Origin of the sequence: Bythopirellula polymerisocia (assembly GCF_007860015.1) — a bacterium.
GTDB classification, from domain to species: Bacteria; Planctomycetota; Planctomycetia; order Pirellulales; family Lacipirellulaceae; genus Bythopirellula; species Bythopirellula polymerisocia.
The window spans coordinates 613,057-631,572 of sequence record NZ_SJPS01000004.1 but is presented as its reverse complement, the minus strand read 5'-3'; the positions used below and the strand labels follow the sequence as shown (position 1 = coordinate 631,572).

Below are 18,516 nucleotides of genomic sequence, written 5' to 3'. Positions count from 1 at the left end.
AAACTGCCCTCGAGGTGACAGTCGACATCCGACTCTACTCAACAGACTCGGAAAGCAACCTAGCGATGATGTCTTTAGGCCCAACCCCCTCGGCTTGTGCAGCAAAGGTCGTGATCAATCGATGTGTAAGAACCGGAAGTGCAACTTCCTGTACATCTTCCAGCCTTACCATATAACTGCCAAGCAGCGCTGCGCGAGCGCGCCCAGCTAGGATTAGGTTCTGCACAGCACGTGGACCGGCACCCCATGCTACTAGCGGCTTGAGCCATTCGGGAGCAGAGGGATCCGATGGGCGCGTCTTGCGAACTAACTGGGCTGCATAAGAGTAAATGTGATCAGGCGCAGGAATCCGACGAACAAGTTGCTGATGAGCGATTACCTCTTCAGCGTGCAGTAGATGATTCAACTCAGGAAGCTCCTCGCCTGTGGTCGTACGTGCGATTTCAATTTCTTCAGACTCTGAGGGGTAGTCCAATTCGATCAGGAACATGAATCGGTCCAACTGCGCTTCCGGCAATGGATATGTTCCTTCTTGTTCGACAGGATTCTGCGTCGCCAAAACTAGAAATGGCGGGGGCAAAATGAATTGCTTCCCGATGACTGTTACCCGCCGCTCTTGCATCGCCTCCAGGAGTGCGGCCTGCGTCTTTGGCGGGGCGCGATTAATTTCATCCGCTAAGACAATATTGGCAAAGATGGGTCCATGCACAAACTCGAATTCGCGGCGGCCGCCCTGTTGATCTTGGAGGATGTCCGTGCCAGTGATGTCCATTGGCATCAAGTCAGGTGTAAATTGAATGCGGCTAAAATCCAAGGACATCGTTTCGGCCAGCTTGCTCACCAGCAGCGTCTTGGCCAGTCCCGGCACTCCCATCAAGAGTGCATGTCCTCGGGCAAAGAGGCAGATTGCCATCTGTTCGATCACGCCATGCTGGCCGACGATCACTCGGCCCAACTCTTTCCTCAACCGAGAGTAAAGCTCCCGCAATTGATCAATTGCTTGAACATCACGATCCTCCAGAGTCTCGCCAGTCTGTAAAATCTCCGCTTGCGACATATTAATCTCCTCTGTTTCCGCGATGAGCTAGCCACAGGGTATTCGCCGGGGCAAGTTAAGTATTGTGTGTCGAATTGGCAAAATCAATGCATTTCAACAGATTATTGTGCTCAAGTTTAGCGGACTCTTTTTCTCAAAAAGGTTGAACTATGGTCCCGTTCTGTCGCTAACTGGAAGAGTCTGAAGAGCATTCGGCAGGTCCTATGGAGGGGAGCCTGGTAGTGCTCATTATTCGGAAAATATATCAAGAGAGAAGCTCAAGCGGTTCTTCGAGGAGTCCAGTTCGGGCTTACGCTGCCGCTTGGAGACGCTTGCTTTGATTTGGTCGGTGTTGGACTGGGACAACGAACGCATCACAGTACGGTGAGTGAAGACGGCCCACCACGAAGAGAAAGAAACGCGAGTGATTCCAATGTACCCCGAATTGCGAGAGAATCTCGATTTGGCTTACTTCGATCCAGCTAATGAGGGGAGCAGTACGTGATAGCACGTCATCGGAATGCCAATCATCGCGACAGACTGATAAAGATCATCAAGCGAGCTGGGCTGACACCTTGGCCGAAGCTATTCCAGAATCTGAGTGCAAGCTGGGCGACTGAATTTGCTTCTGAATATCCTGCCCACGTCGCCGCCGAGTGGAGTGGTTACTCTGAACGGATCGCCAAAGAGCATAATTGGCGAGTGACCGATGCCGACTTTGCCAAGGCCACAGAACAGTGCAAGCAGAAACCAGCGGTAACGGGTGGAATTGAGGGGGAAGGCGAAACTTCCGCTTCTGCTATTACCGCTGTTTACCCCCCTTTTTTTATACTAATTATTTTGCATTAGTGGGCGATGAGGGACTCGAACCCCCGACATCCACGTTGTAAGCGTGGCGCTCTAACCAACTGAGCTAATCGCCCTTGACCTATCATTTGGCAACCCATCGATGGTATCTTTTGCGGTGGGGGGTTGTCTAGGGCCTGTGATTGGCTGGCAGAAGAGAAGTGAATTAGTGATCGAACTCATTGCAGCGTTGATTCTGGCGATTCATCTGTTATCCATGAATCTGGCTAGTGCTGGGCCGCTCTGCTATCTGTGGCTCAAAGGTGGTGGAGAGTCGGAAACCATATCGCGACTGCGGATGATGCGGTGGTCAGTGGTGGCTTTGCTGCTGGGGATGGTAACTGGAGTTTTGCTCTGGATGATCATTCCCGGTGAGGGTTTGTCTCAGGCTCTGGCCAGGTTTCCGGTGCGGGCGTACTGCTTTGCTGCTGCTGAGTTGGTGTTCTCGCTGGTTTGCCTGCTGCCGCTGGCGCTGGATTGGAATTTTCTTCGGCACAGATCATGGTTGGGGAAATTGCTGGCCCTCTTGTCGGCGACCAACTTGCTGTACCATTTCCCCCCATTGATGGCAATCATTGGGCAACTTGCAGCAAACCCTCAATGGACAGCAGAGGCTGTCCTTGATCGTCCAACCCTTCTCAGTTTGATGACGCAGGGACATGTGTTGGCATTGTCGTTTCACTTTGGTCTATCTTCCTTGGCTGTGGCAGCGATTGCTACACTGTCCATGATCACCGCGGAGACTGCAGATTTATCGCCTCAGCAGAGCAAAACAATTCGTAAGGCGGGGCTTGTAGCATTGCTCTCAACTCTGCTGCAGATCCCGGTTGGGATCTGGCTTTTGGCTAGCACTTCAGTTGCGACTCGCGGCGCATTGATGGGTGATAGCCTAGCGGCTACGCTAGTTTTTGTGGCTGCACTTTCTGGAACTCTGCTTCTTCTTCAAAGGCTGGTCAGTATTGTGCTGGGAGATTACGAACGAAAAACTCTTCGCGGAGCGGGTTGGCTTGTGCTGGTAGTCATCTTGTTGATGACTTGCGCACTTCGCTGGTCACGGCCTGCAGTCCCGAAAGCTCTAAACACGATCAGCCCCGTGAATATCCACGGGGCTGATCGATTGTCTGTGTTTGGCTCGTTTGAAGCCGAGTGCTAGGCGAAGACGGTGTAGGATTATTCCTCGGTTGTTTCGGGTTCCTTCTTGCAATCATCGAGAGAACCGCCCGGTAGCTTGCCTGACTTTATTAACTCGCCAAAAGTTGGGCTCTTGTCATCTCCTTCGACGGAGTGCATGTCGGCCACTTTCTTGAGAGCCTCGACAATCTTCTCTGGATTCTTGGCATCTTTCTTCTTATCGAGCAAAGGCACCAAGAGCTGGCCATAAGGATTGTGATGCTTACGAAGTTTACCTTGATGACAGACCCAACACTTGGCTGCTTTTACCTCGAGAGCCCAATCGCTCTCCTTGTCATCACCGACGTAAAGATTGACAAATTCTTTTTGAAATTGCAGAACAGCCTGGGCGGGCTGCACAACACTGGCTGTAAACAAAAGGGCCAACATACTCAAAACAAGGCGATAGTGCATGGGATGCAAACCTCTTAATCGGGGGTGGCAAGAATCTCTTGGGTAACAAATAGGTCGCTGTAGTGTGATTAAGTAGTAGAAATCGCTGGTGGGGGGTTGTCAAGGAATGACTTCATTTACTATTAACATTCAGTTCGCGTGGTTCGGAGAGGCTAGGCCATGTGCTTTACTACCGCATCGCCAAACTCACTGCACTTCAGGAGTGTGGCCCCGTCCATTAGTCTCTCGAAATCGTAGGTGACTGTTTTGGCGCTGATCGCTCCGTTGAGGCCACGGATGATGAGGTCTGCCGCTTCGGTCCAGCCGAGATAGCGGAACATCATCTCTCCGGAGAGGATCACCGAGCCAGGGTTCACCTTATCTTGTCCGGCGTATTTGGGGGCTGTGCCGTGAGTTGCCTCGAAAATGGCGTGTCCCGTTTGGTAGTTAACATTTCCCCCCGGTGCGATGCCTATGCCACCGACGCAGGCGGCGAGCGCATCGCTGATATAATCTCCGTTGAGATTGAGAGTGGCGATCACGTCGTAGTCTTCTGGGCGAGTGAGGATCTGCTGCAGCATTGCATCGGCGATCACATCCTTAATTACGATTCCAGCACCCGGCTTGCCTTCAGGGATTTGGCACCAGGGACCGCCATCTACCTCTTTGGCGCCGAAATGAACTTGCGCGCATTCGTAGCCCCAATCACGGAAGCCACCTTCAGTGAACTTCATGATGTTGCCTTTGTGGACCAGAGTAACGGAGCGGCGCCCGTTAGCGATGGCATATTGAATCGCGGCCTGAACGAGACGGGTCGTGCCTTCCTTGCTTACAGGCTTGATGCCGATGCCAACCGAATCAGGGAAACGAACTTTCTTCCAGCGCTCGGGGAAGGCCTCGGAGAATATCTTGCAGAACTGCCGGCAATCATCGCTACCTGCTTGGAACTCGATCCCAGCATAGATGTCCTCGGTGTTCTCACGGAAGATGACCATGTCGGTCTTCTCCGGTGCTTTCACGGGAGACGGAACACCCGTGAAGTACTGGACAGGCCGGAGACAGACATAAAGGTCCAGAATTTGGCGAAGGGCAACGTTCAATGACCTGATTCCGCCACCCACAGGGGTCGTGAGTGGGCCTTTTATACCTACCAGCAGAGTGCGGAATGCATCAAGTGTCTCGTCCGGTAGCCAACTCCCGACGGAATTGAATGCCTTCTCGCCCGCCAGGACCTCTTTCCACTCGATTCGGCGGTTTCCATCAAAGGCTTTTTCGACGGCTGCATCGAAAACCCGCTGACTGGCCCGCCAGATATCGGGGCCGATGCCATCTCCTTCGATGAAAGGGATAATCGGTTGGTCGGGGACTATGAGGCAATCTCCGTCTTTCTTAATCGTTTGGCCCGATTTGTCTGCGGTCATTATTTCACTTTCTCTGATATCGTGCGAATACGGGCCCTTTCCGACTGTCGGACAACCCTGGCAAGTAGACGCCGATTTTCGGCCCAATCCTACCAACCCGTCAATGGGCTCAGCTACCCCTTAAGCCTCAAAGCTAGTTGTTTATGATTTGATAGACTCATATACTCCACTACATTGCCAATTCTGATCGTTTCTATTCCGAATCATTCAAAGGAATTTATCTATGCCCCATTCATCTAATCGTCGTGATTTCTTGTCCACAGTGTCCCTGGTCGGGGCGGGAGCCGCTTTCGGGGGATTATCAACTTCACTTTTGCATGCCGCAGAGGAATCCTCCATGCCCTTTAAGATATCCGTTGCTGAATACTCGTTGCACAAGATGATCGGGAAGGGTGAGCTCGATCCGCGAGATTTCGGACCATTCTGCAAGGAACATTTCGACGTGGACGCCGTCGAGTATTGGATGGGGCCCTTTGCCGACAAGGCCCAGGACTTGGCCTACATGGACGAAATGCACCAGAAAAGCGAGGATGCGGGGGTAAAGGGCCTGCTGATTATGTGCGATATCCCCAATGGTGAGGGGGATTTGGGGAACCCTGATGCCGCCAAACGACAGCTAGCAGTTGCCAAGCACCATGAGTGGGTTGATGCGGCGAAACAGATGGGGTGTCATTCGATCCGTGTAAACGCTCGCTCCCAGGGCTCGCCGGAAGAACAGGCCAAGCTAGCAGCCGATGGACTGCGAAAACTAAGCGAATACGCCGCCCCACAGGATATCAACGTGATCGTCGAGAATCATGGCGGACTCTCCTCGGACGGGACTTGGCTTGCGGGAGTCATTCGATCGGTAAACCTGCCAAATTGCGGCACACTCCCGGATTTTGGCAATTTTCAGACCAGCCCAGGGGTGTGGTACGACAAATATAAAGGTGTCGAGGAATTGATGCCGTATGCCAAGGCGGTGAGTGCGAAGTCGCATATCTTTGATGAAGACGGAAATGAGTCTGAAATCGATTACCTGCAGATGATGAAGATCGTAACGGATGCCGGCTACCACGGTTATGTCGGTATCGAGTGGGAAGGGGCAAAGCCAGAATCCGAAGTCGAAGGGGTCTTGTTGACCAAGCGATTGCTCGAGCGGGTCCGTGATCAAATAACTTGAGCGAAAAATTAGAAAAAAACGATACTTTTCCCGGGCGGCCCTAAGGCCGCCTTTTTTCATGGGTTTTGAGCATGATTCCATGATTTATTCGCAATACTGAAAGTACTCCCGCGAAGTGGACACCTGACAAAAGCGGAAGTCCAGTGGTGCCTATTTATTAAGCAGACCGGCAAAACGCCCGTGATGCAGGGACTGCCCTAAAATAGGCAGCCCACCGGAATCGACGTAAGTGCAAGCAGTGCAAGGGTCTACGTGATTCATTTGATCGCTAGCTGATACTGGGAGCAAACACGGAGGCCGCAGCGGCCATTCACACGGAAACCCTGCAAGAAAGCGTAAGGAGACACTTATCGTGCTAGCCCAAGCTCAAGAAACCTATCGGGAAGTTTTGCAAGTCGCCGACAATCTTTATCGTCAAGAACCAGATTGGGTGACATTCTTTCGCGAAGTTCTCGGTATCGATGGTATTGTTCGTACTCGATTCCCTTCCTTTGAAGAGCTCACCAAGTTTGAGCAAACGGACGAGTTTGATCGTATTCAAAAGATGCTGGTCAAGCTTCGTGAAAAGAGAAATTCTGCAGATCCCGAGACCGAACCAACCCGCGTGATTACCGTACGGTTGCCCAAAAGCATGCACGAGTATCTCCGGACGGAGGCGCATGACCTGCGTACCAGCATGAATAAGCTGTGTATTTCCAAGCTATTGCAGGTCATTGGCGAGGAAATGATCCCCAATGAGCGGTCTGGCAATTCCAAGGAAACACCTCAAGCCGCTGCACAGACCAGTCAGCCCCGTCCAGTGGTCAACAATAATGTTCACCTTGGTGGTACGTCGCAGCAGCCGCAGATTCCACAGTCCGGGTATCAGCCAACGGCGAACAATCACCAGCCGCAAACGATTCCGATGCCTTTCAAGCCGGTGCAACCCCGTTTCTAACCAGAAACTTACGAAATACTCTTACGCTTGCAGCGTTGCAGCACAAAGGTCTAATGGGCACATTCAGAAACCGCCCCGGCCGAGTCTATCGGTCGGGGCGGTTTTCTTCGTAAAATCCAGAGAGGACCAATAAGCCGGGTTCTGTGATCCGCCTTGGCGGATTGGTGGCCATTCCTCTACGACCACGGTTGCCCGTGACCTCCAGCGGCCTACCCGGAAGTCGTAACGAGTCGGACCGACTCTGCTTCCTGTTTGGCCTTGCACCGGGTGGGGTTTACCAAGCCAAACGGGTCACCCCATCTGCTGGTGCGCTCTTACCGCACCATTTCACCCTTACCTGTGAAGCCGAGAGCTCCCATCGGCGGTATCTTTTCTGTGGCACTTTCCCTAGTCTCGCGACCGGTGGGCGTTACCCACCACCCTATCCTCTGGTGCCCGGACTTTCCTCCCGTTCGCGCTAGGCGAACCGGCGGCCACCCGGTCCTCTCCAGGAATAACTATCATAGCGTGTAAATTCTGCGCGGCGTAGGACCCGGACAATTTGTCATATTGGCGGTCATCGCAGGATATCACTGGCTCAATCGACTTCCGAATAGTCCAAGGACTGATAGGTTTTGACCTCTCGCCTTTTCTCACTAGAATGAAGTGAGAGGAAGGTATTCGCCAATTGTTTGCCCCCCCCGGATTGAGGTATTCACTTTAGGCGAACAAGCTGCGATGCTATCAAGAGTGGTTTATTTACTTTGTATTAAGTCCGAAAACAGAGAACAGAAAAAATGTCGAGCAAAATGAAAGATCGGATCGCCGCATTGACTCCGCGTCAATTGGAGGTAGTGCGATTGGTTAGTTTAGGGTGTATTGTGGAAGAAATCGCCTACATCCTGGATTTGGCAGTTAGCACGGTAGACAATCATAAAGCCGCTGCGATGAAGACGTTGGGAACTGACAAGGCGACTTTGCTGACTCGGCTTGCCATCAAGTACAAGATCAGCCCTTTGGAAGATAAGCTGACCCGTTCAGAAAAGCGCAAAAGCGGCCGTAGCAACGACGGTTGGAACTAGGATTTGCACGCGCTGCTTTCCGCAACTGGGGCGAGAAATTTACGCTATCTTGGCGGTGTTTCGATCGGTCGAAATTTCTGCAATTCCGCCCCTTTAGTTGTAGATGCTGCAAAACCTTTGTAGTGCTGCGCGTTGAAAACAGCCCATTCCTGTAAAGATTTGCCGGTTAGGCAAATTAGTCATCCAGTTTTGGGAGGAAATGCCGCTTAGATCTGTTTGGCATCAAATTCGCACTAATTTCGCATGAGATGCTTGAGACGCATCTCAGGTGGTGGACGGAAATAACCATTCTTCTAGCTATTAAGGAGACTTCTAATGCTTAGCCCAGTCTTACTCTTTGCTTGTGGCGGATTCGTACTCTATTGCACCCTCGACATACTTCGTTCTGTGTCGGGTGCTCCTTATGAAAGCAAGTAAGCTCAATGCGAAATCAAACGCGGCCTCTGCCGTGTTGATTATCATGGGTTCATGCCTCATCCTGCACAACTTCCGATCGAAACTTTGCTGAAAGAATGCGAGTTTCGCAGGACGAGGCGATCAGGACCCGGCGGCCAACATCGCAATAAGGTTGAGACTGCGGTCGTAGTCGAACATTGTCCTACGCGAATTCGAGCCGAGGCATCCGAACGGCGCAGCCAATCGCTGAATCGAGAGACGGCCATTCAGCGCCTGCGCGTTCAACTGGCCCTCCAAGTGCGCACTTCTACTTTGGTGTATTCCAGTGATTCCATGCCTAGCCAGCTGTGGAAGAGTCGGGTTGTTGGGAACAGGCTCGCTGTGAATGTAGCCCATGAGGATTTTCCCGCACTTCTTGCCGAAGCATTGGATACATTGGCTTTCCAAGAATTCGATCTCCCAGCCTCAGCGGTTTCGCTTGGCATCTCTAGTTCACAACTGGTGAAACTTCTCAAATTGGAGCCGGCAGCTCTGCTTTCAGTGAATCGACACAGGAATGGACGGGGTTTGCTAGATCTTCGCTAAGTCCAGTCCAAAGCAATCGTATCGCCTCGTCAGATCGAAGCCCCTGCCTTACAATGCGAAGAAATCGTCCCGCGTACAAATTCCTCGCTCAAGGCAAGCTATGGTTACGGTTCTGTTCGATATAGACGGCACATTGATTCAAACTGGTGGAGCGGGACAGAGAGCATTTGCAGAGACGTTTAGCTCGCTGTTTGGCATCGAGAAGATATCTAGCGAAGTACGTTTCGCTGGTCGCAGCGATCGCGCCATAGTTGAAGATCTCATGGAGGCTCATGGAGTTGCCGTTAACAGTGACAACTGGAATCGATTTATCGAAGCCATGGTGCCTCGTCTAGTCGAGATGCTTCCTTTGTGTCAGGGGACCATCTTGCCGGGTGTCGTCGAACTGCTTGATGAGTTGGAAAAATCGGAGCATGTGGCAACAGGACTTCTGACCGGAAACATTGCAGCAGGAGCGCGTGCCAAGCTATCGCACTACCAACTCTGGCAGCGATTCGCTTTCGGAGGTTATGGCGATCACTGCACAAACCGGAACGATATCGCAGCGGCCGCTCTCGCGGCTGCCCAATCCCATGTCGCTCAACATCGGACAGGCAATTCTCAAGAGCGAAGCAGCGATACAGAACTTGTCTTTGTAATCGGCGACACTCCAGCGGACGTCGAGTGTGCCCGTAGTATTGGCGCTTGTGCTATCGCGGTGCTTACTGGAGGCGCGTCCCGCGAGCAGCTCTTAGCGACCAAGCCTGACTTGTTGCTAAATGATCTCACGGAAGTCGATGATTTCTTACTGCAAATCAATGCGGCCGTTGCTTGAGTTAATCGCAGTAAAACTCGCAAGGATAAACTGTGCAGCCCACGCCAACTTCGATAGCATGCGACAGTCTAACGAATCGCAAAGATTGGTCCTTTGCTGAACGGCATGGTCTTTTGTTGGTCGGCATTTCGCCAATAGTGGCGAATCTGATCGGCAGTGCATTCAACATCCTCTATAACCAACAGCAGATTTGGCCAATCCTCACCGAAGCTCAGCGTGAACGATTTGATCTCTGTTGGCAACTGTTTAATCTGTTTGTCTATCCGGTCGCCGTTGCTTGTTGGGCTGCGCCATTAATTTGGCTACGGAACATTCATCGTGCCATGCTCAGAGGAGAACAAGTTGATCAGGTAGCCCTGTCCGCTGCTCAGCGTACCGTCATCAATCTACCGTGGTGGATTCTGATCGTAGCCGGAGTCAGCTGGTTGGTGTGTATTCCAGTATTCCCGGCGGCATTGGCTACGGTGCCTGGCAAGCTTTCCCCGGCTGTGGTCTGGAATTTGGTGACTTCTTTCGTAACCGCCTCATTGATCGCCATCACACATAGTTTTTTTGCTGTCGAGTTGGTCAGTCAACGGACGCTTTATCCTGTGTTCTTCCAGCAAACGAGCCCTGCTCATGTTCCTGGTGCAGTTCCGTTAAATATCACTGCACGGGGAATACTGTGGGCATTGTCTGCCGTGGTGAGTCCCATTGTCTCGTTGGTGCTGCTGTTGGTTGTGCCTGATGCTAGTCATCAGACTCCTGGATTTGGTATCGCAGTCGGCCTGGTGGCGATTGCCTTTGGTCTCACGACAGCTTGGATGCTTGGCAAACTGGTAGCGGTCCCTGTGCGCCAACTAAAAGATGCCTCGCTTCGCGTCTCAGAGGGAGATCTCGACGTTCGGGTGAACTTGCAGAGGGCCGACGATTTTGGCCCATTGATCGATGGTTTCAATGGGATGGTTGAAGGCTTGCAGGAGCGGGAACGACTTCAGGAAACCTTTGGTCGCCACGTTGGCCAGGAGGCGGCTCGACAGATCTTGCAGCAAGGGGAAGGACTCGTTGGCAATGAACAAGAAATTACCGTCATGTTTGTCGACGTGCGGAATTTTACTGAGCATTCTTCGAAACATTCTCCACAGGAAGTGGTAGCTGCCCTAAATATCTTTTTTCGTGGTGCGGTTGAGACCATCGAAAACCACGGTGGAATGGTGAATAAATTTCTAGGCGATGGCTTTATGGCCCTCTTCGGAATTGGTGTCCAGCCGACCAATCACGCCCTGCAGGCAGTGACCGCAGCCCAGCAATTGTTTTGCTGTCTGGGAGATGTCACGAGCGAACTGGAATTGGCTGGCTGGCCAGGCCTCCAGATTGGGGTGGGCATAAATACCGGGCCTGCGATTGTCGGAAGCATTGGATCGCCCAAACGGCAGGAGTACACTGCTATCGGTGACACCGTGAATGTGGCGTCCCGAGTGGAATCTCTAACCAAAATCTTGGGGCATCGGCTGCTCATTACGGGGAATACCAAGAATCTTCTTCCAGCAGAAACTCCGTGCCTCCCCCTGCCGCCCCAAGCAGTAAAAGGTAAGGGAGTTCCAGTTCAAGTCTTTGGAATTGCCGAAGAATAGGCCCTTGTCGCCGAATTCCTGGCCTGTTCCGCATGATGCTTGCAACCGCTACGGATTACCTAAGTGGTCTTTGCGGAAAAAATAGGGCGACTGTTGCCTGCGCTACAAGCGTCTCTCGATAACTATCGCAGTGGTCCGATTGAACCTCCTGCGCTGGTTATCATGCAACTCCGGATTCTTGCTATCATCGTGATTTTTCCGCTTGCTGCGGTACTCGCCGGGTGTGCGTGCCCTTGCGCCAAGTGCGGGGTTCCTCGAACTCCTCATGCGCCTTGCATCCACGACCTGTGTGACTGCAACCAGGCTCCCCCTGACCTTGCCGCTGAGATTCCCCGTGCTGGAGAGTTGTTGCCCCTGCCAGCCCCCACGGAGACCTATCAATTACTTGACGCAGCAACTTGCCAATGCAACGCGGCTACAAACAATGCCGTAGCCAATATGGTCGAGCTCGAAAGCCATTGGGCTACGGTAATCATCGAGTGTGATACCAAATCCGTTCAAGAGAATTTCTGTCTTGACCGTGATCTTCTCTCGATTCATGCCTGTCAGCTTCGCAACGAATCGGCGGCCGTGGCACTTACAGCATATTATCAACTCGCCGGCCTCGAAGCCCAGCACCACTACCTACAACACGCCTCGAAAGAATCAGAGAAGACACTCGCACGAGTGCAAAACATGCGTGAATCGGGCATCGAACTCCCTGAGGGAATCGATCGCACGACGATTCTCAAGCAGATCAACCAAATGGAAGATCGACTCACGCAAATGGAGTATCTGAGACTTCAGCTCAATGGCCAACTGCATCAGTTGATTGGTTGCCCCATCAATGAGCACGCCTTCTATTGGCCAGCGATAGAATGGTATCCAGACATGACACCGGTCGATGCCGAATTAGAACTTGCGATGGGACTGCAAAATCGTCAAGACTTGCAGGGTCTGGAGCTGTTGCTGTGTAACCTGGAAAAGGTAACCCTCCCCGTTGCTCGTGCCGTATTACACTACGCCGATTCCACGGTTGGCTCGGCTGAGCCCCGTAGTGGTATTATCCACGCTCTGCGATGTTGCAAATGCAATGAGCATGAAGTTCCCGTTCGCTGCCGCCAGCTTGCTATTTTCTACGATGATACAGAAGACAAGGCGACGGCAGAGATTAAGAATGCAGTTTATAAAATCGGTCTCCAGCAGCACCGTGTTGTGATTGCACAGCAAACGGTTCTCGATCTACGTCAAAAGCTGGAAGACCTCACAAAGACTCGTGAGGTGAATGATGTTGCAGTATTCCAGCTCAGCAGTCTTCGTATCGAAATCGATCAAGCAGAGACCGAGCTCATTGAGCAAGTTATTGGATTAAAACTTGCTCAGGTTGAACTCAAAAAAGCAAAAGGGATGCTTGCCAATGAGTGTGGCTATGTGCCAAAACTGTGTCTCGAAGGATGCTGCAATGGGGCTTGCATGCGGTGTGAGGGAGGATTAGGTTTTGGCAGCCAATCCAGTACCTGCCGCAGTGGCTGCTCTAAACCGTCATCCCGCTGCGAATAGTCATCGACCGAGTGATTTAATTACGTGCGCTCCCCGCGCAGGGGGAGTGACGAATGCCGTTGCTTCGATGCCTGTCTGATCCCGATACTTTTTGCAGATTTCCTCGGCGATGTCGTTTGCACGCTCCGTTCTCACTAGGGTGACCGTTGATCCCCCGAATCCGCCCCCGGTCATTCGAGAACCGATTACGCCTGAATCGGTACCGAGCTCTCGGGCCGCTTCCACAAGTACATCGAGTTCCTCACAACTAACTTCGTAGTCGTCGCGAAGCGAATCATGGCTTCCGTACATGAGGGCACCAACATTCTTCCAATCACCAGCCGCAATTGCCTCGGCTGCCCGCGTAGTCCGTTCGATCTCGCTAATCACATGCCTGGCACGACGATAATGAACATCGTCCAAATTGTCTCGACTACGTTCCAAATCGGCGGCGGTCGCCTCGCGGAGAGAGGATACCTGGAGTATCTTGGCCGCCGCTTCACATTGCTGACGACGTTCGGCATATTCTCCTCCCGTGAGCTCATGCTTCACGTTGGTGTTCGTAATCAATACGGTCACGCTCGGATCGGTAAGCGGAACCATCTTCGTTTCTTGATTGCGGCAATCGAGCAACATGAGATGTCCAGCCTCGCAGAGTACGCTGCTGAACTGGTCCATGATGCCGCAAGGAACGCCAGCCCCCCGATGCTCGGCCTGTTGGCATAGTAGCCCCTTGGTCTTGGGGTCGAGCTTGCAGTCAGCAAGTTCCTCCAGAAAAGTAGCAGTGGCAACTTCCAACGCAGCACTGCTTGATAACCCGCTTCCGAGCGGAACCGTGGAATCGATCACGGCATCAAACGCTGGGGGCACCAATCCGTGCTCTGCTGCAGCGTCGAACACGCCGCGAATATACTTCGCCCACGTGGGGAGAGGCGGAGAATGCTCGCCGGCCAGGCAGATCGCCTCTTCTTCGTTCATCGTTGAGCTAAAAATACGGGCGGCGCGCGGACTTCGGCCCTCTTTGCACGCGTCGCCAGCCAAGACGGTGTAGCGGTCGATCGCCATCGGCAAGACAAAGCCGTCGTTGTAGTCCGTATGCTCCCCAATAATGTTCACCCGACCGGGGGCAGCCACCACAACGGTCGCAGGCCGGCCGAATCGCTCATGGAACGTCGACGCAGCACGCTGAGCGAGCTCCGCCAGAGATAGCTCATTCGTTGGATTTGTCTTGCTCATCGGCTTGGAGTTCCCGTAATTTGATATTCTTGAACCACACGTCGCTCTCGTGGTCTTGTAGTCCGAAGTACCCACTCCGAGCAAAATCCTTAATGGCACGTCGAAACTTATGCTCGGACCCATCAGCTCGCAGGCCCGGTTGGTCGAGTTCGTCGCAATTTAATTCGTTTACAAGTTGGCCGTTTACAGAAACAGAAATCATGGGACCTTCACAACGAACCAGCAGATTATTCCACTCGCCGGGTTCGCGAGTGGCGATAGTCGCGGGTGGGACCAGATCGTAAATCGCTCCAAAATCATGCAAACCCAATCCAGGAGGAGAGAATACTTGCACTTCCAGGCCAGTGAAAACAGGGTCGGCCAAATCTTCGATTCGTACAAACAGTCCAGAGTTGCACTCACCCGGAGGCATTTTGACGTCACAAGAAACTTCAAAGTCGCTGAACTCTTGATCGTAGACCAAAATGTAGCCACCAATACTATGGGTATTGATTGTGCCATCTTGAACTGCACCGTCCGCGATCGGCGCTCCATTATTGTTCTTCCAGTTTGCAAGGCTCTCACCATCGAACAAGAGTTGCCAACCGGCTGCTTCCTCGGCAGGGGTAAGTTGGTTATCCGCAGCCAAGGCTGGTGAATTCGCCAGGACGAGCAAGGTGACGGCCAGAACGGCATGTTGATGCCAATGGTATCGTGGGAACGACATGATAATACCCCAATTACAATCAATAAAGTGGACGAAGTGAGAAGCGGAATTTCTGCGATTTTAGCAGGTCTCACTTCCCTGCGTAAGGAGATAAACGCGTTGGCTTGGCCGACGCGCTCCGCTTGGACGAGCAGGACTCGTCGGCGCGTCGCGGCTAACAAAAGCGGTCAGGGCTTGAGTTTCTGGATTAGTGCCCACGCCTGATCAACATTTGTAATGCGGCTTTCTAACTGGGCATCGCGGACTGCTGTCAGTAGAGAGGCAAAATGAGGGCCTGGCTCCAGGCCATGGCTTACAAGATCGTCGCCATTCAGTAGTGGGGGTGGATTGAGTTGACTCTCAGGCAATGCTAGTTTTGCAATACAGTGTTGAACCCCAGCGTCCTTCGCACCGAAGACGGCTGTTCCCAACCTGATTAATTCATTTGCCCCCTCATGAACCAGTACGCGCTGCAATTGTGGCCAGGGAAGGGAAACTGCTTCGCTAACCATTTCCAGTGTTCTCACTAACCAGACCGACAGTTCTATCTGTTTGTTCGTCCAGCGAAATCTTCGGGCACAAGCGGCCACCTGATGGGGATTACACACCTTGTGAAGCAATGCTGCGAGAGCTGTTGAGAGGTTTTCCGTATCGAGCCTGTCAAGCACATCAAGGATCTCATGCCACGCGTGAGGGTTATCCTCCCCATAACTTGTTAACTCAGGTAATAAGGGTCGCAAAAGGCCGCTCTGCTCTAAAAGTTGGACCCCCACACTCCGGCGGGGATGGATGAGAATCCTCTCTAGCTCTGCACCGATTCGTTCGGCACTCACCACGGTCACCTCAGCTGCCATTTGCCGAATTGCGGCGAGTGTTTCTACTTCGATCTCAAAGTTGAATGTCGTTGCAAATCGCACGGCACGCAGCATCCGTAACTTGTCTTCGGCAAACCGGTCACGTGGATTGCCAATTGCGCGGATGATACCCGCGGCTAGGTCAGCCTGCCCGTTGACGTAGTCAATTACCTCGTCAGCAAGCGGATCGTAGAACAATCCGTTGATGGTAAAATCGCGGCGCTGGGCATCCTGTTCGGCCGTCGTGAAAACAACCGACTGGGGGTGACGACCATCAAGATAAGCCCCATCAGAGCGAAAAGTAGCCACCTCCACCGGTTCGCGGCCACGACCTGCGAGAATGCCGATCACTCCAAACGCCGCCCCAATGGCCAGGGTCTTACGCTTGCCAAAGAGAGCCTGAATCTCTGCGGGCCGCGCGTTGGTGGCAATGTCGTAGTCTTTTGGCACAAGCCCCAGCAATTGGTCCCGCACACACCCCCCGGCCCACATCGCCTCGTACCCAGCTTGGTGGAGCCGCTCGACAATTTGCAAGGCAAAATCACGTTGACTGGAGGGACGAGACATTGGGGTGCAGCAAACTTATAAAATGATTTTTGAAGAGCATAAGCAACCAATACTAGAAAAACATATCCAATCTCTGTTATCTCTGTTAGCTCATGTTCAAACAATATCTTAGTATCGAACCATTTGGGGATCGATCGCTTCGGCCCACCCGTCGATGCCTCCTGCGAGCGACTGCACCTTTGTAAATCCTTGCTCGCGCAAGAATTGGGACACCCGCTGGCTGCGGACTCCCAGGTGACAGTAAACAACCAAGTGGGATTGCTTGTGGCCTTCGATTTCGCTGACGCGTTCGACCAATTGACTCATGGGCAAGAGCGTCGCCCCGGGGAGTGCGACGAGAGCGTGCTCATCGGCCTCGCGGCAATCGACCAGCAGATGATCAGAGCCCGACTCTCGGAGCGACTGAAGTTCTGCACAGGAGATCTCAGGGGGGAGTGTTGCCATGGGTCGCTGCTTGTACTCTCAAACCGAACGCACAGGGATTGCCATCCTTGGGCGTTGGCGGGAAATCAAGAAAAACGCCATGGTGCGAAAGGTTCGCACCATGGCGTTGTAAAAATCAACGAAAGTGGTAAGCCCTACGGCAGTTCCACGACTTCGCCACCAGCCCGAGTAACCAAACGCACATAGACATTCGCATCAACGTCTTCGTTGATACTCTTGCCATGGGCATCGGCATAGGCATGCTGCACCGTGCCAGGATGACCGCTACTAGGGCCAAAAATCCGGTAGGCGACACCTCGATTGTGGGGATAATTAGTCTTGAAGTAGACATCGCCCGCCTCTTGAGGAGCATTAGTACCGGTGGCAGCAATACCACCCTTACTCTTGACGCTAGTGCCAACATTCAAGGCAGTGCGACCAGTGGTGCCTACAGGCCATCCCAACTGAGCTGGCGTATTGGACCCAGCGGTCGGTTGGATCTTCTGGATCTGCTGATTGGTGCCGGGATCTACAGCAACTACATACGCCGACAAGCCACTGATCCAGGATGCATAATTCTCTTCACGAGACTCTGCAAACAAGATCGTGTTGGCCGTACCATCGCGAATGCCCGCAAAGGTCACCCCCTTGGGACGCCTTCTCACTTCATAGATACTGACAGCATTACTCTCGGGAGCCGTGGTGATTGTGTTCTGGGCAAAAGCCAGGACACCATTGCCGGCCAACTGCTTAAACTTGTTAGCACCCGACATACTGTCAAACAACGTTCCTGTGGCGCCACCAGTGTCCATAGCCTGGCCAGTTCCATCTGTGTTGTAATGAGTCGAAGGAATAGCGACGTATGTACCGACAGCTACCTTATTCATACCAGTATAAGTACCAGTCTTGGCTTCATCGCTGCCAGGATAGCTCGGGCACATCATAGCTTCGATCTTCTGTTGATAAGCATAAGCCGATTCGCCTGCAGTGGGCGCCCTACCCAAAACATTCACACTTTGAGCCTCGTTAGTACCGAAGGGGCCTGCCTTGAGTTGGGCCGAACCTTTCGCACCAGTGACTGGAATTCCCAATGTCGGACCCGTAGGAAGTGTCGCTTCGCGAACCCGAGTGTAGAGGGTGTTTTGTTCCATGTCTGGCAAGATCTGAAATAACCAACTGTAGTGGTCCTGCGTCGTACCAGCCTTGGGGGCAGTGATCGTATTGCTGCGGAAGAAAGCAGTCGAAGCCAAGGGGAACTCTTCGCTCTTCTTATCCGCATAGTTGTGGATTGCCAGCGAGAGCTGCTTGATGTTGTTGAGACACGAATTCCGCCGTGCCGCTTCGCGGGCTGCCTGAACCGCAGGCAGCAACAGTGCTACCAAAACGCCGATGATGGCAATCACCACCAGCAACTCGACGAGCGTAAAGCCTCGTCTCTTACATTTCGCATCCATCATGATGCCTCCTAAAAAAAGGAATGAGAAAAAAGAAAAAAATAAAACACCCGAATCAATGGCCCACGAAAAATAAAGTGGGCGATCCCGAGCCGATGGGCTATCCGCCTCGATAAGACAAGAAAGAACCTGGCTTGAAACTTATGACATCAAGAGAAACAACAATGTCATCGAAAACCAAGCGAGGTGCCTCCCATCTGCCCTGGGACTTCGATACCCTAATAGTTTACGCTATTTACACTTATGCTGTCAATTAGTTCCGTTTTCATTCACCGGTGATTTTGGGGAAATGTGGGTATCGTAGCGGTGCGGCTTCCAGCCGCCAATTCATGAGGACGGTGGCTG

The 18,516-nt window shown here is 52.6% G+C and carries 17 protein-coding genes, 1 tRNA gene and 1 other RNA gene; 9 read left to right on the top strand and 10 right to left on the bottom strand.

The annotated features are described in order from the left end of the window. Positions 1-34: 34 nt before the first annotated feature. A complete protein-coding gene (locus Pla144_RS15405) occupies positions 35-1,057 on the bottom strand; it encodes an AAA family ATPase (protein ID WP_146451560.1) in 1,023 nt (340 codons plus the stop codon). A gap of 480 nt (positions 1,058-1,537) precedes the next feature. On the opposite strand from Pla144_RS15405, the gene Pla144_RS15400 reads away from it, so the two are divergent. Beyond that, the gene (locus tag Pla144_RS15400; RefSeq protein WP_146451559.1) at positions 1,538-1,885 is read left to right on the top strand and encodes a hypothetical protein; all 348 of its coding nucleotides are present in this window, start codon (positions 1,538-1,540) and stop codon (positions 1,883-1,885) included. On the opposite strand, the gene Pla144_RS15395 is transcribed toward Pla144_RS15400, so the two are convergent. Next, positions 1,886-1,959 (bottom strand) — tRNA-Val (locus Pla144_RS15395). It lies immediately after the preceding gene. Between the two features lie 92 nt (positions 1,960-2,051). Between Pla144_RS15395 and Pla144_RS15390 the strand changes: the two genes are divergently transcribed. Then, a complete protein-coding gene (locus Pla144_RS15390; protein ID WP_146451558.1) occupies positions 2,052-3,035 on the top strand; it encodes a hypothetical protein in 984 nt (327 codons plus the stop codon). A 17-nt stretch (positions 3,036-3,052) separates the two neighbouring features. Here Pla144_RS15390 and Pla144_RS15385 read toward each other — a convergent pair whose 3' ends face one another. Next, complete coding sequence (locus Pla144_RS15385; RefSeq protein ID WP_146451557.1) at positions 3,053-3,466, bottom strand: hypothetical protein; 414 nt, start codon at positions 3,464-3,466, stop codon at positions 3,053-3,055. 152 nt (positions 3,467-3,618) lie between these two features. Continuing rightward, the gene (gene icd, locus Pla144_RS15380) at positions 3,619-4,866 is read right to left on the bottom strand and encodes an NADP-dependent isocitrate dehydrogenase (protein ID WP_146451556.1); all 1,248 of its coding nucleotides are present in this window, start codon (positions 4,864-4,866) and stop codon (positions 3,619-3,621) included. Between the two features lie 223 nt (positions 4,867-5,089). Here icd and Pla144_RS15375 point away from each other — a divergent pair, with 223 nt between their 5' ends. Then, complete coding sequence (locus Pla144_RS15375) at positions 5,090-6,028, top strand: sugar phosphate isomerase/epimerase family protein (RefSeq protein WP_146451555.1); 939 nt, start codon at positions 5,090-5,092, stop codon at positions 6,026-6,028. 352 nt (positions 6,029-6,380) lie between these two features. Further along, on the top strand, positions 6,381-6,965 hold the full coding sequence (locus Pla144_RS15370; RefSeq protein WP_146451554.1) for a hypothetical protein: 585 nt from the start codon (positions 6,381-6,383) through the stop codon (positions 6,963-6,965). A gap of 114 nt (positions 6,966-7,079) precedes the next feature. On the opposite strand, the gene rnpB is transcribed toward Pla144_RS15370, so the two are convergent. Then, positions 7,080-7,454, bottom strand: an RNA gene (rnpB, locus tag Pla144_RS15365) — RNase P RNA component class A. 287 nt (positions 7,455-7,741) lie between these two features. Between rnpB and Pla144_RS15360 the strand changes: the two genes are divergently transcribed. From Pla144_RS15360 to Pla144_RS15340, 5 genes are all read left to right on the top strand, one after another. Next, complete coding sequence (locus Pla144_RS15360) at positions 7,742-8,026, top strand: response regulator transcription factor (RefSeq protein ID WP_146451553.1); 285 nt, start codon at positions 7,742-7,744, stop codon at positions 8,024-8,026. Positions 8,027-8,494: 468 nt separating this feature from the next. Further along, positions 8,495-9,007, top strand: a complete 513-nt coding sequence (locus Pla144_RS15355; RefSeq protein ID WP_146451552.1) for a peptide chain release factor family protein — start codon at positions 8,495-8,497, stop codon at positions 9,005-9,007. 100 nt (positions 9,008-9,107) lie between these two features. Then, positions 9,108-9,821, top strand: coding sequence for an HAD family hydrolase (locus Pla144_RS15350; protein WP_146451551.1), 714 nt, complete (start codon positions 9,108-9,110; stop codon positions 9,819-9,821). A 32-nt stretch (positions 9,822-9,853) separates the two neighbouring features. Beyond that, entirely contained in the window at positions 9,854-11,434 is a 1,581-nt protein-coding gene (locus tag Pla144_RS15345) for an adenylate/guanylate cyclase domain-containing protein (protein ID WP_231936381.1), read from the top strand. A gap of 63 nt (positions 11,435-11,497) precedes the next feature. Beyond that, positions 11,498-12,973, top strand: a complete 1,476-nt coding sequence (locus Pla144_RS15340) for a TolC family protein (protein WP_146451550.1) — start codon at positions 11,498-11,500, stop codon at positions 12,971-12,973. Here the strand turns inward: Pla144_RS15340 and galK are convergent, their stop codons facing one another. The 5 genes from galK to Pla144_RS15315 all read right to left on the bottom strand — a co-directional run bounded on the left by galK (position 12,974) and on the right by Pla144_RS15315 (position 18,174). Then, positions 12,974-14,188, bottom strand: a complete 1,215-nt coding sequence (galK, locus tag Pla144_RS15335; protein WP_197530719.1) for a galactokinase — start codon at positions 14,186-14,188, stop codon at positions 12,974-12,976. Then, complete coding sequence (locus Pla144_RS15330; RefSeq protein WP_146451548.1) at positions 14,163-14,894, bottom strand: 3-keto-disaccharide hydrolase; 732 nt, start codon at positions 14,892-14,894, stop codon at positions 14,163-14,165. Before Pla144_RS15330 ends, galK begins: the two co-directional genes overlap by 26 nt. 167 nt (positions 14,895-15,061) lie before the next feature. Next, positions 15,062-16,294 (bottom strand): CCA tRNA nucleotidyltransferase, encoded by a 1,233-nt coding sequence (locus Pla144_RS15325; RefSeq protein WP_146451547.1) that lies wholly within the window; start codon positions 16,292-16,294, stop codon positions 15,062-15,064. Between the two features lie 108 nt (positions 16,295-16,402). Continuing rightward, entirely contained in the window at positions 16,403-16,738 is a 336-nt protein-coding gene (locus tag Pla144_RS15320; protein ID WP_146451546.1) for a rhodanese-like domain-containing protein, read from the bottom strand. A 134-nt stretch (positions 16,739-16,872) separates the two neighbouring features. After that, a complete protein-coding gene (locus tag Pla144_RS15315) occupies positions 16,873-18,174 on the bottom strand; it encodes a DUF1559 family PulG-like putative transporter (protein WP_146451545.1) in 1,302 nt (433 codons plus the stop codon). Positions 18,175-18,516 lie beyond the last annotated feature (342 nt).

Coding starts and splice junctions, on each gene's coding strand:
- Pla144_RS15405 (WP_146451560.1), bottom strand. CDS start 1,057: ATGTCGCAAGCGGAGATTTTACAGACTGGCGAGACTCTGGAGGATCGT.
- Pla144_RS15385 (WP_146451557.1), bottom strand. CDS start 3,466: ATGCACTATCGCCTTGTTTTGAGTATGTTGGCCCTTTTGTTTACAGCC.
- icd (WP_146451556.1), bottom strand. CDS start 4,866: ATGACCGCAGACAAATCGGGCCAAACGATTAAGAAAGACGGAGATTGC.
- Pla144_RS15375 (WP_146451555.1), top strand. CDS start 5,090: ATGCCCCATTCATCTAATCGTCGTGATTTCTTGTCCACAGTGTCCCTG.
- Pla144_RS15360 (WP_146451553.1), top strand. CDS start 7,742: ATGTCGAGCAAAATGAAAGATCGGATCGCCGCATTGACTCCGCGTCAA.
- Pla144_RS15355 (WP_146451552.1), top strand. CDS start 8,495: ATGCCTCATCCTGCACAACTTCCGATCGAAACTTTGCTGAAAGAATGC.
- Pla144_RS15350 (WP_146451551.1), top strand. CDS start 9,108: ATGGTTACGGTTCTGTTCGATATAGACGGCACATTGATTCAAACTGGT.
- galK (WP_197530719.1), bottom strand. CDS start 14,188: ATGAGCAAGACAAATCCAACGAATGAGCTATCTCTGGCGGAGCTCGCT.
- Pla144_RS15330 (WP_146451548.1), bottom strand. CDS start 14,894: ATGTCGTTCCCACGATACCATTGGCATCAACATGCCGTTCTGGCCGTC.
- Pla144_RS15325 (WP_146451547.1), bottom strand. CDS start 16,294: ATGTCTCGTCCCTCCAGTCAACGTGATTTTGCCTTGCAAATTGTCGAG.
- Pla144_RS15320 (WP_146451546.1), bottom strand. CDS start 16,738: ATGGCAACACTCCCCCCTGAGATCTCCTGTGCAGAACTTCAGTCGCTC.
- Pla144_RS15315 (WP_146451545.1), bottom strand. CDS start 18,174: ATGATGGATGCGAAATGTAAGAGACGAGGCTTTACGCTCGTCGAGTTG.